The following is a 15,805-nucleotide window of genomic DNA, read 5'->3' as shown; positions in this document are numbered from 1 at the left end:
ACCGCACCGTGCGTAACACCGCTGAGCGAACCACCCAGGCCCGCACCGGTATCCACCGCACCGTGGGTAATCCCACCGAGCGAACCACCAAGTCCCGCACCGGTGTCCACCGCACCGTGCGTAACACCGCTGAGCGAACCACCCAGGCCCGCACCGGTATCCACCGCACCGTGGGTAATCCCACCGAGCGAACCACCAAGTCCGGCACCGGCATCCACCGCACCGTGCGTAACGCCGCTGAGCGAACCACCCAACCCCGCACCGGTATCCACCGCGCCGCCGAGACCGGTGGACAGGTCGCCGCCAAGACTCGCGGCCGAACCGATCCCCGTCGACAGCCCGGTCTCGAGCCCGGTCGCCGCGTGCGCACCCGCGTCGATACCACCGCCGAGGCCGGTCTCGAGACCCGTCCCGACCTGCGCACCGGCACCGGCCGCACCGTCGAGCCCGGCCGAAAGCCCACCACCCAGACCGGCACCGGCATCCGCCGCGGCCCCGATCCCGGCGGACAAACCCGTCGCCAGCCCGGTTACCGCGTGCGTGCCCACATCAATCGCGCCGCCTACGTGCGCACCCGTATCGAGGGCACCGCCGAGACCCGTCGCCAATCCGGCCGCGGCTTGGCCGGTTGCGTCGAGCGCGCCACCGACACCGGCCGACAGGCCCGTGCCGAGGTTCGCGGCGGTCGCATTGATCCCGGTGGACAAACCACCGGCCAACTGACTGCCGGCATCCACCGCGCCGTGCAGACCGGCACCGAGATCAGCACCGACGGTCGCATCGATGCCGGTCGTCACACCGGTCACCGCGTGCAGCGCGCCTTGCAACCCGGTGGAGAGATCGGCACCGACCTGTGTGCCCGCGCCTATCGCGCCATCGAGTCCGGTAGAGACCTGCCCCACCGCGCCGAGCGCACCGCCGATACCCGTGGACAAACTGGTTTCCAGCCCCGTCCCCGCGTGCAGTCCGGCATCCACCGCACCCTGCACGTCGGCACCGATACCGGTCACCGCCTGCCCCGCCACCCCGAGTGCGCCACCGACCGCGGCGGACAGATTCGCGCCGATATCGGCGACGGTTCCGAGCCCCGCGGACAGACCAGCGCCGAGGTCGGCACCGACCTGCAGCCCGGTGTCGATCGCGGAGTTCAACCCCGCGCTGAGGTCGAGCCCCGTGCCGACCTGACCGCCGAGGTCGATGCCGAGATCAGCGCCGACGTTCAACCCGGCGTCGGCCGCCGCGGCGGCACCGACGGTGCCCGCGGCACCGAGCACAGCGGCAGCACCGGTCTGCGCCCCGGCGGCGACGATCGCCGACAGCTGGGAGCCGCCCGCGACCAGCGCCGACTCGGCGACCATCGGGGCGACGGCGGCGATGTCCTCCGGCGTGACAGCGGGCAAACCCGCCGCCACCAGCGCTTGGGTGGGGTTGGCGCAGTAGCCGACCGCCGCCTCGTGGTCACGCAGCAGGTTGAGGATGAACTCGAGAATCGCGTTGGGTGTCATCAGAAAATCTCCTGAGAGCCGGCGGACCTCCGCGATCCGCATCGTTGGAATGCATTTCACGCTAAGGGCGCCACTCGTTACGCGTAACGGGGCCGACCCCCACAACTCACCCCGGCCCGCCCTTAGGGGCACCGGTGCCATTAGGGGAATTTCCCCGGAACTTCCCCGGAAGCGGTAACGGCTGACCGCCAGCAACCGAAACAACGAGTGCGTCGGCGTGCTCCTACCGCGTGCCGCACTCGGACTACACAACAGCGACACCGGACCACAGAGTTTTCGAACGGGGTTCACGAATGACAGAGCGTCTGGCGCTCGGCATCACTGTCGGGTCGTCGAATTCGGTCGCCGTGGCGGCGCCGGGGGATGGCGGCGACCGCGTGGTCACCCATCCCAGCGTGCTACGGCTCGCGGCCGACGCGCCGCCCGCCCTCGGCGCACCCGTGCACGCCACCGGACGGCATTCCAGCGACGTGCGGCTCGACGGCTTCGTCGCCAGGGTCGGCGATCCGGTCGACATGCTCGCCGAAGACGGCACGGCACATTCCGCCGCCGACCTCGTTTCCGCCGCCGTCGCCTGCCTGATGGACGAAATGAGCACGCAGGCACGCGAGTACGGTTCGACGGTCGTCTGCCACCCGGCGTGGTGGCCGCGGCACACCGTCGACGTCCAGCGCGCCGCCCTCGATCGGGAGGGCTTGCGCGAGGTGACTCTGGTGCCCGAACCGACGGCCGCGGTCGGCTGGCTCGAATCCGCGCACGGCCCGCTCGGCGATGGCGCGGTGCTCGTATACGACCTCGGCGCCACCGGGCTGACCGTGTCGGTGGTGCGGACCGGCGACCATGCCGGGGTGCTCGGCACACCACTGCGGACCACGGACATCGCCGGCGCCGAATTCGATCTGCTGACCATGCGCTACGTGCTGGCAAACGCTGTGCTCGCAAATGATTTCGACCCGTTCGACCCGGTGGTCGAGCGGAAATTGTCGGCATTGCGCGAGCAGTGCCGAACCGCTAAAGAAGAGCTCTCGATAAATACGGCAACCGTCGTTCAAGTGCGGTTGAATCCGGCGGACACGCACAGCGGCAACGTCCGGCTGGTGCGCGGCGAGCTGGAGGATCTGCTGCGCGGGCCGCTGCTCACCTCGACCGAGCTGATCCGCGACGCGGTGCATCGGGCCGGCCTCGAAATCGGCGATATCGGCCGGGTGCTGCTCACCGGTGGCGGCGGCGCGATCCCCTTGGTCGCGGAGCTGATCTCGACCGAATTCGGTCTTCCGGTGGTCGCCGCCGCCGATCCGGCCAACACCGGCGCCCGCGGTGCTGCCGTGCTCGCCGCGGATCTGGCGTCGGTCCGCACACCGGTCACGCCGCCGGTACTGACCGAACCGGCGACCAAAGAACTGCCCTCGGTGGCGATCTCGTCCCTGCCGAGCGCCGACGCCCCGCGCAAGCCGCGATTCGGCGGCAGGCGGCGGGTCGCCATCGTCGCGGGCGCCGCGGTCGTGATCGGATTGCTGGCCACCGGCACCGTCGCGATCGGCACGGGCGCTCAGCCCGGCCCGAACCCGGCGTCGACCGAACAATCGTCCCCGGCGCGGGCGGCGGAGATCGCCGCGACCACCGGCGGGCAGGCCGGTAACTCCAATCTGCCTGCCGCCGCGACGAAACCAGTCACCTCGCCTGCGGGACGCCCGAAATCCGATGCGGGGCAACCGGGTTCCCCTGCCGCGACGACAGTTGCCGTGGTGAACAGCCAGCCCGTCGCCGACCAGCCCGTCGCGCCGCCCGCGGAACCAGGTGCGCCGCAACCGGCCCCACAACCGCAGCCCGCTCCGGCACCCGGGCCCGCCCCTGCGCCAGGCAATTACCCCGCACCCACGCCGCCGCAGGCACCGAGCCTGCCGACCGGCGTCCTCAAGGACCCGATCGACTCCGTCGGCAACACCGTCGGCACCGTCCTGCGCACCCCCGGCCAGATCCTCGGAGGAAACGGTGGCTGACATCGCCTTCGATACCCTGCCGTCCGCGCGCGAGATCCTTCGGGAACTGGAGTCGGCCGACCAGGAGCCGGTAATCTTCCTCATCCGCGGCCGCTCGCAGACCGGTAAATCCACCCTGCTCAACGAGATTCGCAATCGGCTACGCGCCCGCGGCATCCCGCTCCAGGACACTGCGGCGGTCGAGCCGGCGCCAACCGGTAACGGCGGCTCCCCCAACGGATCCGGCGCCCGCCCCGTGCAGGCGACCGAGCTCCGCCCGGCGCTGATCGTCGACAACGCCCACACGTTGCACCAGTCCGAGCTCGAATACCTCTGCACCACCGTCGAATCCGGTCAGCGCACGGTAGTGATCGCGGCCCAGCCGCGCCCGCACGACCTGCGGCTGCGCGCACTCGCCGACACGGTCGCCCGGCGCGGGCGGGTGGTGGAGCTGCGCGCCCTCGGTGTGGTCGACATCGCCCCGTTCGCCAGGGAACTCGGCATGATGGTGCCGCGCCAGGTGTCCCAGCACATTCACCGGCAGACCGACGGCATCCGCGGTGGCGTGGTCGCCGCGCTGGCCGCCGCCTGCTCGGCCCGGCTCGACGCGGGCATCGGCGCGGTCGACGTGGCCGTCGCCGCCTGGGCGCGCTCGCTGCTGGACAACCTCGCACCGGACCTGCTGGAAACCCTGGTGGTCGCCACCACCGGCGCGGGCCTGGACGCCAGCGAGCTCACCGAGGTGCTCGGCGTGGAACCCGTTGCCGCACAGCACCTCATCGACCGGGCCAGGGCCAGCGCCCTGGTCACCGACGCAGACCTGTTGCTCGCCCCTGCCGTCGGCCCGCTGCGCACGCTGCTCGGCGACCGCCGGTTCGTCGCGGTCCAGCGCAAACTGCTCGGCGCGCGACTGGACGCGGGCCTGCTGCGCGACCACACCGCGCTGCTGCTCGCCGAATCCGGCGTCCGCGACCAACGCCTGGCCGAATTCCTCGCCGCCGCCGCGGAAAAGGCGGGCCGCGAGGCGGTGCGCTACTACGCCGCGGCCGCGGCGACCGGTGCCGACCCCGATCTCATCGCACTGCGCTGGGCCGAGGCGGCCGGGCGCAACGGCGACGGCGAGACAGCCATCCGGCTGGCCGAGCCGGTGCTGGCCCGTTCCGGGGTGTCCAGCGCGGAGCTCGCCGACGCGGTGCGGATCTGCGCGGCGGCACTGACCCGACGCGGATTGGTTGCCCGTGCGGCCCAACTGTATTCGTGGCTCGGCGCGCAACGAGTCGGCGCCGATTGGGCCATCGGGGCCACCGTGCTCTCGCTGGCCGGTGACGTGTCCGGCGCGGCGGAGATGGCCGACTCGTCGACGCAGTGGCCGCCGACCGAGGCCAACGCCCACGCCCGGCTGATCGCCACGGCACTGGCCGCTTCGCTGAGCCGGCGCGACGGCGGAATCCCCACCACACCAACGCTATCCACGAATGGCACACCGGCTGCGGTGTCCGCGCTGGTGCAGGCCGCGCACGCCGACTCCGGCGTCGACCGATTCCTGCCATGCACAGCGGTATCCATCGCGACACTGCTCTGCCTTGGCACCGGCGAGCCGCGCCGCGCGGGCGACGCACTGCGCCGCGCCACGGTAAGCGGCCTGCGCTGCCACCAGCTCCAGGTGCTCGCGGCCTGGTCGGCCATGCTCGGCGGCGACGAGCGCGCCGCCGCCGCGACGGTCGCCGCACTCGATCACGACTCGCAGGACGTGCGTGATCGCCTGCTCGCGCACGGTGTCGCGGTCGGCCTGGCCAGGCGGACCGGCGATCACGCCGCGCTGTCGCGGGCCTGGCAGGCGGCCTACCTGATGTTCGACGACGTGGAGGCCGACCTGCTCGCGCTGCTGCCGATCGGCGAATTGTGGCTGGCCGCAATCCGATTGCGCGACGAGGGCCGGATCGCGCCGCTGGTCGACTCCGCAAAGGCCCTGCTTCACCGCATGGGCGATCCGCCGGCCTGGGCGAACGCCTTCCACTGGTACGGAGTGCAGGCCGCGATCCTGCACGAGAGCCCGCGAGAGTTGCTCCCGCATGCCCGGTCGCTGAAGGCCGCGGCCGAGGCGGGTGACCGGCACGCCGCCGTGCTCGCCGACGCGGGCCGCACCTGGGTGCTCGTGCTGCGCGGTGAGGTATCGGCGGCACCGGTGGAAGCCGCCGTCGCCGGATTGAGCGAGATCGGCATGACCTGGGACGCCGCCAGGCTGGCCAGCGAGGCCGCCCTCGCCGCCGCCGATTCGGCGACCGCGACCGCGCTGCTCAAGCTGGCCCGCACGGTGCGCGCCGACGCCAAACCGCAGGACCCGATCGGGCCGCCGACCGCGACACCGCCGCAGCAGGGTGCCGAACCCGCCCCCGATCCGGCGGTCGGCGAACAGACCGCGATCCTCAGCGAGCGGGAACGGGAAGTCGCCGAGCTGGTCCTGCTCGGGCTGACGTACCGGGAGATCGGTGCTCGTCTGTACATTTCCGCCAAGACGGTGGAGCATCATGTCGCCCGTATTCGGCGCCGGATCGGTGCTCGGTCCCGATCGGAGTTATTGTCGATGCTCCGCGCCATGGGACACGGCTCCCTACTGGTGTGACAGAGTGCGGATTCGTCAGCCGGGAAGCCGAAGCGAGGTACTGAGGATGGCCACAGGGGTGGGCCTGCGCATCGCCGAGGACGAGTGCACGGCGGCGATCGTCACCGACGGCGGCGAAGAGCCGTTGTTCATCGTCCGCGAGTCGTTGCTGTACATGTCCGACGACGGTGACGCCACGCTCGGCGGCCCGCCGCCGGACGAGAATGCCCATGCGATCACCGGCTTCGCGCTAGCCGTCGGCGATCCGGCGGGCATCTCCGTCGACGACGGCGAGGCCTACCGGGCCGAAGATCTGGTCGCGACGGCGCTGTTCTGCCTGATCAACCTTACCGCTGACCACCTCAACGGTCCGGCCGAGTTCTACGCGACCCACCCCGGCGACTGGCCGCGCGAATACATCCAGGCCCTGCGCGACGCATTGGACTACTTGGGTCTGCGGTCGGTGCTGCTGGTCAGCGAGGCCGACCTGCCTGCCGCCGAGGCGAACGCACCGGGCAGCACCTTCGCCTACGACGCCGCCCGCGCGGCGCTGGCAGCGGTGCTGTCCACCCCTGCGGGCAGCACCCCGCCCGACCCGAGCCACGCCGAGAACTCGACGGTGGACACCGTCATCATCCCGGCCGTGCCCACGTCCGAACCGACGCCGCAGGCGTACTCGGCGGCCATCCCGATGGCCGAACCCGTGCCGACGGAAGCAACCGAGGTACCGGCGGAACCCGCTCGGAAAGCCGAGCCTGCGAAGGACCGCAAACAGCTCCCGTTGCTGATCAGTGCCGCGGCCTTGATCGGACTCGTGCTCGGCGGCTTCGCGGTGGCCGTGCTGTTCCGCGACGACGGCACCACGCCGGTGCCGCCGCTGCGCGACGCCAAATCGGATCAGGTCTCGGTGAGTCCGACCCCGGCGCCCGCACCGCCGATCAACTTTCCGACGGTGACGCCGACGACCACCGAGGAACCGGTCACCACGACAACTCCGCCGCCACCACCGCCGGAGACGACACCCCCGCCGCCGACCACCGAGCCACCGACGCCGACACCGAGCCCATCCACGCGTCCCCGGCCCACCACCACGACGCCGTACAACCCGTTACCGCAGATTCCGACGATCCCTGGCCTGCAGATACCGGGCAGTCGGTGATTAGTAGAGCCCTTCCCCGGTTTGTACCCTAAAGTGATGCGCTGACCGGTGTTGTCGGATGAATTTGCAGGCGCCCGGTCTGTTGCTGGAGGACGACTGTGAGCCAACGGATTCCAGGCCCGTTGCCGCGGATTGAGCTGGCACGTGCGTGCCAACGAAGGGATTTCATGCGCAAGTTGGTGGCGCGCCGCGCCACGGTCAAAGCTGTCGCCCTCGCTTCGACCGTTTTCCTCGCACCCTTGCTCTGCACAACCGTTGCCGCGGCGGCGCCGGCGACACCCGCGCAGCTGAATGCCGAGAACCTGCCGCCGGAACTGGTGCAGGCGATCGCACGAGATCTGAAGATGACCCCGACGGAGTACCTGGACCGTGCGGCCCGCGCCCAGCAACTGCGCGACTACGCCCGCGATTTCCGCTCGGAACGCCCCGAGGCCTTCGCGGGCGCCTGGATCGGCAACGACGGCAAGCCGGTCGTCGCGGTCACCTCGCTCGACGCCGCCAAGATCGCCGCGGCCGACGGCTACCAGACCCGCCTCGCCCCGGTGTCCGCGGACGGCCTGGAAGGCTCGCTGATGCAGCTGAATCAGTGGATCACCAGCCTGCCGCGCGAGATCTCCACCGCGATCAACTCGGTCGCCATCGACTTCCTCAACAGCCAGCTGGTGCTCAGCGTGGCCAACACCCCGGCGGGTCACGTGCTGAACCTGCCGACCCTGATCGCCAACATCAAGGTCATCCTCTCGCCCGGCAGCGGCGGCGGGGTCGAGCGGCGCCCGATGGGCGGCGACACCTACATCAGCGCCCCGGTTTCGCTGCACGACGCCTCGCTCAAGGGCGTCGACGTCTGCTCGTTCGGCTTCAACAGTGTCGACGCGGCGGGCAACGCGCTCAATATCAGTGCGGGCCACTGCAATCCGAACGTCGACAAGGGTAGCCAAGACGCCACCGTCTACTTCCCCAACGTCAAGGACATCCCGAACAGCCCGGAACTCGGTTCCTTCGTGCAGGCCAAGCTCGGCGGCCAGAGCGCGCTGGACTACTCGGTGATCAAGCTGAACGACCGCGCGGTGCGCGCGGGCATGGACCAGCCGACGGTGCGCGGCGCCAACGGCACCACCATCGCCATCACCGGCACCGCCGACCCGATCACCGGCGCGCCGGTGTGCAAGTCGGGGCAATCGTCCACCTTCACGTGTGGCTTCGTGGTGGCCGATCGGGTCGAGACCCAGCTGTACACCGCGGAGGGCGAGAGCAAGACCGTGCGCGGCTTCGCCAGCTCGGCCTGCACGCTCGGCGGTGACAGCGGCGGCGCGATCGTGTCCGGCACCCTCGCACTCGGCATCACCAGCGGTTCCAACGCGGCCGAGGCACCGGACTGCAACGAGGCCAATATCGCGTTGGCGCAGTACGGCGGCACGGCGAGTCTCGGCATCCCGATCCGGCCGATCCTGGCCGATATCGACGCGTCATCGAACGGCGGAGTCGGCAGCGGCATCTCGGTGCGGACCCGGCCGAACGCCGGGTAGGACGCGCTGAGCACCGAGCGGCGAAACCGGGTCTCGTTATAAGTAGGCATACCGGCCCGGAGCCCATATAGTCTGGGCATGCTCCTGCCACGTATAGGTCATCTCCGATCAGCTGCGCGACAGACCCGGGTCCGAAAAACAGTTATCGCCGCCTCGGCGGCGATACTGCTGTTCGGGCCGACGGCGGCAGTGGCGACGGCACAACCCGATCCGGCGCCGAGTCTGCCCGCCGAACTGGTCAGTGCCATCGCCCGAGATCTGAAGATCTCCCCGGAGGAGTACCTGCACCGCGCCGACGTGGCACAGCAGGTCGCCGGGTTCGCCACCACCGCGCAGCGGCAGTTCCCGGCGGTCTTCGCCGGTTCCTGGCTCGACGACAGCGGTAAGGCCGTTGTCGCGTTGGCCCAGGGTCCCGGTGCCGACGATGCCCGAAAGGCCGCGGAGTCAGCGGGTTTCGAGGTTCGCAACGTCGCCAAGAGCGAGTCCGCGCTGCGTGGTGAGAAGACCGCGTTCCAGCGTTGGCTCGACGGTCAGCCCGAGGCGGTGTCGGCCCTCGTGCGTGGCGTGGTGATCGACACGGTCAATAACAGCATCGCGGTGCGCGTCGACAAGGCGGGCCTGCCGATGCCGAACTTCATCGACCCGGCCAGGGTCATCGTGATGGCGCCGCCGGTAGCCGGTGAGCAGGGCACGCTGCAGGCCACCGAGATCGCCGGTGCCGCGAACGGCGTGCTCGCGGGCGGCGACGGCTACGCCTCGGTCGCCGGTCGCCTCTCGCTGCGCTGCTCGCTCGGCTTCAACGGCACCGACCGCAACGGCAACATCGTGAATGTCACGGCGGGCCACTGCAACCCGGACATCCCGTCAGCGGGCAACGACAACGCCGCGCGGGTGCACGAGCTCAACGGCGACCGGCTCGGCAACGAGCTCGGCCGGTTCGAGAAGTCGGTGCTCGGCGCGCAGGACTACTCGATCGTCCGGATCGCCGACCAGGCGCGGGATCGCTTCAGCAACAACGAGGTCCGGGTGCCCGGTGCCGCGTCGGTGCGCATCGAGGGTGTCGCGACTCCGGTCGTCGGCGCGCCGGTCTGCAAGTCCGGTTCGCGTACCGGCTTCAGCTGTGGCGTTGTCAACGCGGTCGACCAGACCGTGCAGGTCGGCGAGCGTGAGCTCACCCAGGCCTTCTCGGCCAACATCTGCGCGCTGCCCGGCGACAGCGGTGGCCCGATCGTGACCGGCAGGCTCGCCCTCGGCATCTCCAGCGCGTCGTCGGTGGCCGACTACCCGATCTGCGAGATCCCCAACCTGATCGGTGCCCTGACCGGCAACGCGCCGCAGCTGTTCGCGCAGCCGGTGAGCGTGGTGCTCTCGGACAACCCGGGTCTGAAGATTCGCACCAACTAGTTTCACCCGTCGAGAGGCCGGCAGCGTTGCGCTGTCGGCCTTTTCGCTGTCTCGGCGACGCTTCCACTGACCCTGCGCGCCCCGTCCGACCGCCAATACCCGCTGCGTCCGGTAGCGGTGCGGCATCCTGGACTGCATGTGTTTGGTGTTGATCGGCTGGCGGGCTCATCCGGAGTATCGGTTGATCGTCGCGGCCAACCGCGACGAGTTCTATACCCGGCCGACCGAGTCGATGCGGTGGTGGCCGGAGGTGCCGGGGCTGCTGGCCGGGCGCGATCAGGGGGCCAAGAACAAGGCCGAGGGCGACCCGCCGGGCACCTGGCTCGGGTTGATGCGAGAGGACAAGGGCCGCAACCGATTCGCGACGGTGACCAATGTGCGCAACCCGAAGGACGAGCGCGGCGACGCCCGTTCCCGCGGTGCGCTGCTGATGGATTTCCTGCGCGGCGCCTCGGCGCGGCATCCCGGCGCCGATTTCCCCGGCCCAGAGAAGTACCTGCTCGACGTCGCGGCCGCGCCGGACGACTACAACGGCTACAACCTGGTGTTGTCCGACCTGGAATCGCTGTGGTGGCACTCCAACCGCAGCGATGCGCCGCCGCGGGAGCTGGCACCCGGGTTCCACGGCCTCTCCAACGGCACTTTCGTCGGCTCGGCAGGGGTGAACCCGGGCGAGACGGATTTGACCGCCTCACAGCCCATCTGGCCCAAGATACGAGGTGGTGTGATCGAACTGCGAGAGGTGGTGGAGTCCGATCCCGGCGCCGTCGACCGCTATTTCGCGGTGCTGGCCGATCGCACCAAGCCCGAGGACGCGGAGTTGCCGGACACCGGAGTCTCGCGGCTACTGGAGCGCAGGGTGTCGTCCCGGTTCATCGCGGACGCCGTGCACGGCACCCGGGCGAGCACGGTGTTGCTGGTGCGCGAGGACGGCTCGTTCGAGATGGCGGAGCGGACGTTCGGACTGTTCGGACGGCGCAAAGGCACGGTGTCGTTTTCCGGCACGCTGGATCTTCCTGCCTGAAAACGACAATTCGGCCCGCCTCTCCGAGGAGAGACGGGCCGAGCTGTCAGAGCGTAGTTCTTACTTGGCCGGGAGCGGCTTGTCGGCCCACTTGGTGGTGCCGTCCGCGGCCTGGAAGGTGTTGAGCAGCTCGAGGCCCGCGGCGATCAGGGTCGGGCCACCGACCACGATGGTGCCGAGGATGCCGCCGATGCCGGCACCGGCCACCAGGCCGGGGAAGCAGAACGCGGGAATGGTCAGGATGCAACCGATGGTGGCACCGATGGCCGTGCCGACGAAGCCGCCGATCGCGGTGGCGATGCCGAAGTTGCTCGCGAACTCGTTCTGCGCGCGCTGGTTCTCGATCGGCGACGCGATGTCCTGCGCGACGGAGGGCTTGGCGATGACCGGCTTGTCGGTGACGACCAGATCCGCGGGCTTCTGCGGGGTCACCTCGAGAACCGCGCCGTCCTTCTTCACCTCGGTCTTGACCGGAACGAGCTTGCCGTCGACGTCCACGTCGAGCGGGAACGAGACGAGGGTGTTGCCCTGTCCGTCCTTGACGTTGGCGACGGAGATCTTCGGATCAGCGGCGGTTGCTCCGTCCTTCTCGGTGACCGAGAAGGTGCCCCCCTTGAGCGACGCGACTACCGTCTTGTCGACCAGCTTGACGGAGTAGTTGATGCCGGGGTCGGCCGGGGCGGCGACAGGCTCGGCATGCGCGGTCCCGAGACCGATGGTCATCGCGCCGATGACCAACGCGGCACCCGCGGTGGTTCTGCGGAGGTTCATTCAGTTTCCAATCCATCATCAGGTTGCCTGCCAGCTGATCTCCGCACGCGAGAGCGCTCTCATCAAATCCGGGCGGTCGCCCCGGATCCTCCCCGAGCAGTGTGAAGACAGGCAGAGCAGACAGAACGTCGTGAGCGTAATCCACCGGCGACGCAAAGGCGAGATGCATTACGCGCCTTGAAGACTAAGCCTGTCCTTACCGATTAGGCCGGATGCCTCGACGTTTACGGTGGTGATCACCTGGACACGCACTTGGATGGGCAAACCATGTGTGACGTTCATCACAGGCAATTTTTGAGTCAAGCCCCAGCAAGAGGGGGCATAGCTCAGCTGCAAATGGTACGACGGATAGCATATGTTACTGGTGGGTAACTTACCGCCGGTTAGGATACGAGCCAATCGGGGCGGTGCGAACCGCCCTCGCTCGTGTTGCCTCTAGAGAAAGGTCGCGACATGAATGCCCTGACAGTGACGCTGGGCACGATTGGGGCGACGCTCAGCCTCCTGTGTTGGGCGTCGTTCTTCGGCGGCGTCCGCAGCATCGTCCGCGCCATCATGGTCGGGCAGCCGGCACCGGATCGCTGGCGACCGTTCTTCCCGCGTTTCAAGCAGATGGTCATCGAGTTCCTTGCGCACACGCGGATGGCCAAATTCCGCACCGTCGGCTGGGCGCACTGGCTCGTGATGATCGGCTTCATGGGTGGCGCCATCCTGTGGTTCGAGGCCTACGGTCAGACCTTCGACCCGTCCTTCCACTGGCCGATCGTCGGCAACTGGCCGATCTACCACCTGTGGGACGAGATCCTCGGCATCGGCACCGTGGTCGGCATCGGCACGCTGATCATCATCCGCCAGCTGAACCACCCGCGCCTGCCCGAGCGGCTCTCCCGTTTCAGCGGCTCGAAGTTCGGGCCCGCGTACGTGATCGAGCTCATCGTGCTGATCGAGGGCCTCGGCATGATCTTCGTGAAGGCGGGCAAGATCGCCGCCTACGGACATTCCGACCCGTACACCGATTTTTTCACCATGCAGGTGGCCAAGCTGCTGCCCGCGAGCACCACCATGGTGGCGCTGTTCGCGTTCGTGAAGCTGATGTCCGGCATGGCCTTCCTCTACCTGGTCGGCCGCAACATCACCTGGGGCGTGGCCTGGCACCGGTTCTCCGCGTTCTTCAACATCTACTTCAAGCGTGAGGACGACGGCGGCGTCGCGCTCGGCGCGGCCAAGCCGATGATGTCCAAGGGCCAGCCGGTCGACATGGAGACCGCCGACCCGGACAACGACACCTTCGGCGCGGGCCGGATCGAGGACTTCTCCTGGAAGGGCTGGCTCGACTTCACCACCTGCACCGAGTGTGGCCGCTGCCAGTCGCAGTGCCCGGCCTGGAACACCGGAAAGCCGTTGTCGCCCAAGCTGCTGATCATGTCGCTGCGCGACCACGGCAACGCCAAGGCGCCCTACCTGCTGGCCGGCGGCCGCAAAGACATGGGCGGCGACGAGATCGGGCTGGTCGACGCCGAGGGCAAGCCGAACGAGGCCGCGCTGGCGAAGATTTCGGACGCGGCGAAGGCCGAGGCGGAGCGTCCGCTGGTCGGCGGCGCCGACGTCAGCGGCATCATCGATCCAGAGGTGCTGTGGTCGTGCACCACCTGTGGCGCCTGCGTCGAGCAGTGCCCGGTCGACATCGAGCACGTCGACCACATCATCGACATGCGCCGCTACCAGGTGCTCATCGAATCGGAGTTCCCGTCCGAGCTCGCGGGTCTGTTCAAGAACCTGGAGAACAAGGGCAACCCGTGGGGCCAGAACTCCAAGGACCGGCTCAACTGGATCAACGAGGTCGAGTTCACCGTCCCGGTGTTCGGCCAGGATGCCGACAGCTTCGACGGCTACGACTACCTGTTCTGGGTCGGCTGCGCCGGTGCCTACGAGGACCGCGCGAAGAAGACCACCAAGGCGGTCGCCGAGCTGCTCGCCACCGCGGGCGTGAAGTTCATGGTGCTCGGCCAGGACGAGACCTGCACCGGCGACTCGGCCCGGCGCGCGGGCAACGAGTTCCTGTTCCAGCAGCTCGCCGCGCAGAACATCGAGACGCTGAACTCGGTGTTCGAGGGTGTCGAGGACAAGAAAAAGAAGATCGTCGTCACCTGTGCGCACTGCTTCAACGCGCTCAACAACGAGTACCCACAGGTGGGTGGCAGCTACGAGGTGGTGCACCACACCCAGCTGCTCAATCGCCTGGTGCGCCAGAAGCAGCTCATCCCGGTCGCCTCGGTGTCGCAGAACGTCACCTACCACGACCCCTGCTACCTGGGCAGGCACAACAAGGTCTACAACGCGCCGCGTGAACTGATGGAAGCCTCCGGCTCCACGCTGATCGAAATGCCGCGCCACGGCGAACGTTCCATGTGCTGTGGTGCCGGTGGTGCGCGCATGTGGATGGAGGAGCAGCTCGGCAAACGCATCAACGTCGATCGAGTCGACGAGGGGCTCAACACCCTCGCGGCGAATCCTGGTGCCACGCCCGGCAAGATCGCGACGGGCTGCCCGTTCTGCCGCGTCATGCTCAACGACGGTGTCACCGCTCGCCAGGAAAAGGGCGAGGGCGAAGGGGTCGAGGTCGTCGATGTCGCGCAGCTGATGCTGGACGCCATCGATCGGGTGGACGCGGCGAAGCTCAGCGAGAACCTGGTTGTCATCCAGCAGCCGAAAGCTCCTGCGGTCGAAGAGGTCGCCGAGCCGGAGCCCGAGGTCAAGGCCGAGACGCCGGCGGCTGCGAAGGCGGCGCCGTCCGGTGGCGGGCTTGCGATGAAGGGCCCGGCCAAGGCGCCCGGTGGCGGCGGGCTCGGCATGAAGGGTGCTGCCAAGGCGCCCGGCGCCAAGGCTGCGGAATCCCCTGCGGGCGAAGGTGAATCGACTCCCGAAGCACCGGTTAAGGGCCTCGCGATGAAGGGCCCCGGCAAGAAGCCCGGCGGGCTCGGCATGAAGGGTGCTGCCAAGGCGCCCGGCGCCAAGGCTGCGGAATCCCCTGCGGCCGAAGCCGAATCGACTCCCGAAGCACCGGCCGCACCGGTCAAGGGCCTCGCGATGAAGGGCCCCGGCAAGAAGCCGGGCGGGCTCGGCATGAAGGGTGCTGCCAAGGCTCCTGGCGCTAAGGCGACTCCGGCCCCGACCGCTGAATCCGCTCCCGCGGCAGAGCCCGCGGCCGAGGCTTCGGCACCCAAGCCGGTCAAGGGTCTTGGTATGAAGGGGGCCGCTAAGGCGCCCGGCGCCAAAGCACCGGCCGCACCCGCCGCACCCGCCGCGGCTGCTGCCCCGGAAGCGGCTGCCGCCGAACCGGTTTCGGAAACCACCGAAACCAAGCCGACGGTTCCCGCCAAGGGCTTGGCGATGAAGTCCGGCTTCAAACGTCCCGGCCCGAAGGCCCCCGGCAACTCGGCGCCCGCCCCTGCGGCTCCGGCTGAGCCGACCCCGGCTGAGGCATCGGTGGAATCCGTCGCGGAATCCACTGCGCCGGAACCGACTCCGGAGCCGGAGCAGCCCGCCAACGGCAACGGTGCCGCCGAGTCGGCTCCCCCGGCCGCCAAGCCGGGCGGCCTCGGCTTCAAGTCCGGCGCCAAGGCTCCCGGCCGCAAGAACTGATCCACACAACCTCATAGCAGTCCAGCTCGACCCGGGTCCGCACGATGGACCCGGGTCGAGCTGTGTCCGACGCCTCAATCAACCAATCAAGCGTCCGCTTTTCAAACATCTGCCGCGCCAATACGCTCTTGCTGAAAGTGATCTCGGGGGCTCGAGTTCCACCACAGACCAAAAAAGGGGGGCGCATGTCGAC

Annotated in this window: 9 protein-coding genes; 7 read left to right on the top strand and 2 right to left on the bottom strand. The window is 69.1% G+C overall.

Annotation, left to right across the window (positions count from 1 at the left end; translation table 11 throughout):
• On the bottom strand, positions 1–1,505 hold a 1,505-nt coding region (locus ACIA8C_RS12055), incomplete at its 3' end, for an IniB N-terminal domain-containing protein (RefSeq protein WP_397133653.1).
• 293 nt (positions 1,506–1,798) lie between these two features.
• Here ACIA8C_RS12055 and ACIA8C_RS12050 point away from each other — a divergent pair.
• From ACIA8C_RS12050 to ACIA8C_RS12025, 6 genes are all read left to right on the top strand, one after another.
• The gene (locus ACIA8C_RS12050) at positions 1,799–3,505 is read left to right on the top strand and encodes an Hsp70 family protein (protein WP_397133651.1); all 1,707 of its coding nucleotides are present in this window, start codon (positions 1,799–1,801) and stop codon (positions 3,503–3,505) included.
• Positions 3,498–6,107, top strand: coding sequence for a LuxR C-terminal-related transcriptional regulator (locus ACIA8C_RS12045; RefSeq protein ID WP_397133649.1), 2,610 nt, complete (start codon positions 3,498–3,500; stop codon positions 6,105–6,107). The genes ACIA8C_RS12050 and ACIA8C_RS12045 overlap by 8 nt, the downstream gene beginning before the upstream one ends.
• A gap of 46 nt (positions 6,108–6,153) precedes the next feature.
• Complete coding sequence (locus ACIA8C_RS12040; protein ID WP_397133647.1) at positions 6,154–7,245, top strand: hypothetical protein; 1,092 nt, start codon at positions 6,154–6,156, stop codon at positions 7,243–7,245.
• Positions 7,246–7,412: 167 nt separating this feature from the next.
• Complete coding sequence (locus ACIA8C_RS12035; RefSeq protein ID WP_397133645.1) at positions 7,413–8,771, top strand: S1 family peptidase; 1,359 nt, start codon at positions 7,413–7,415, stop codon at positions 8,769–8,771.
• A gap of 78 nt (positions 8,772–8,849) precedes the next feature.
• The gene (locus ACIA8C_RS12030; RefSeq protein ID WP_397133643.1) at positions 8,850–10,175 is read left to right on the top strand and encodes a S1 family peptidase; all 1,326 of its coding nucleotides are present in this window, start codon (positions 8,850–8,852) and stop codon (positions 10,173–10,175) included.
• Between the two features lie 136 nt (positions 10,176–10,311).
• Positions 10,312–11,199 (top strand): NRDE family protein, encoded by an 888-nt coding sequence (locus ACIA8C_RS12025; protein ID WP_397133641.1) that lies wholly within the window; start codon positions 10,312–10,314, stop codon positions 11,197–11,199.
• 60 nt (positions 11,200–11,259) lie between these two features.
• Here ACIA8C_RS12025 and ACIA8C_RS12020 read toward each other — a convergent pair whose 3' ends face one another.
• Positions 11,260–11,970, bottom strand: coding sequence for a hypothetical protein (locus ACIA8C_RS12020; protein ID WP_397133639.1), 711 nt, complete (start codon positions 11,968–11,970; stop codon positions 11,260–11,262).
• A gap of 453 nt (positions 11,971–12,423) precedes the next feature.
• Between ACIA8C_RS12020 and ACIA8C_RS12015 the strand changes: the two genes are divergently transcribed.
• Positions 12,424–15,612: a (Fe-S)-binding protein gene (locus ACIA8C_RS12015; protein ID WP_397133637.1), complete on the top strand. Its 3,189-nt coding sequence runs from the start codon at positions 12,424–12,426 to the stop codon at positions 15,610–15,612.
• Positions 15,613–15,805: the final 193 nt, after the last annotated feature.

This window comes from Nocardia sp. NPDC051321, from assembly GCF_044455225.1.
In the GTDB taxonomy this organism is placed as follows: Bacteria; Actinomycetota; Actinomycetes; order Mycobacteriales; family Mycobacteriaceae; genus Nocardia.
Note: the sequence above shows the minus strand (reverse complement) of the source record. Positions and strands in the feature narration are given on the sequence as shown.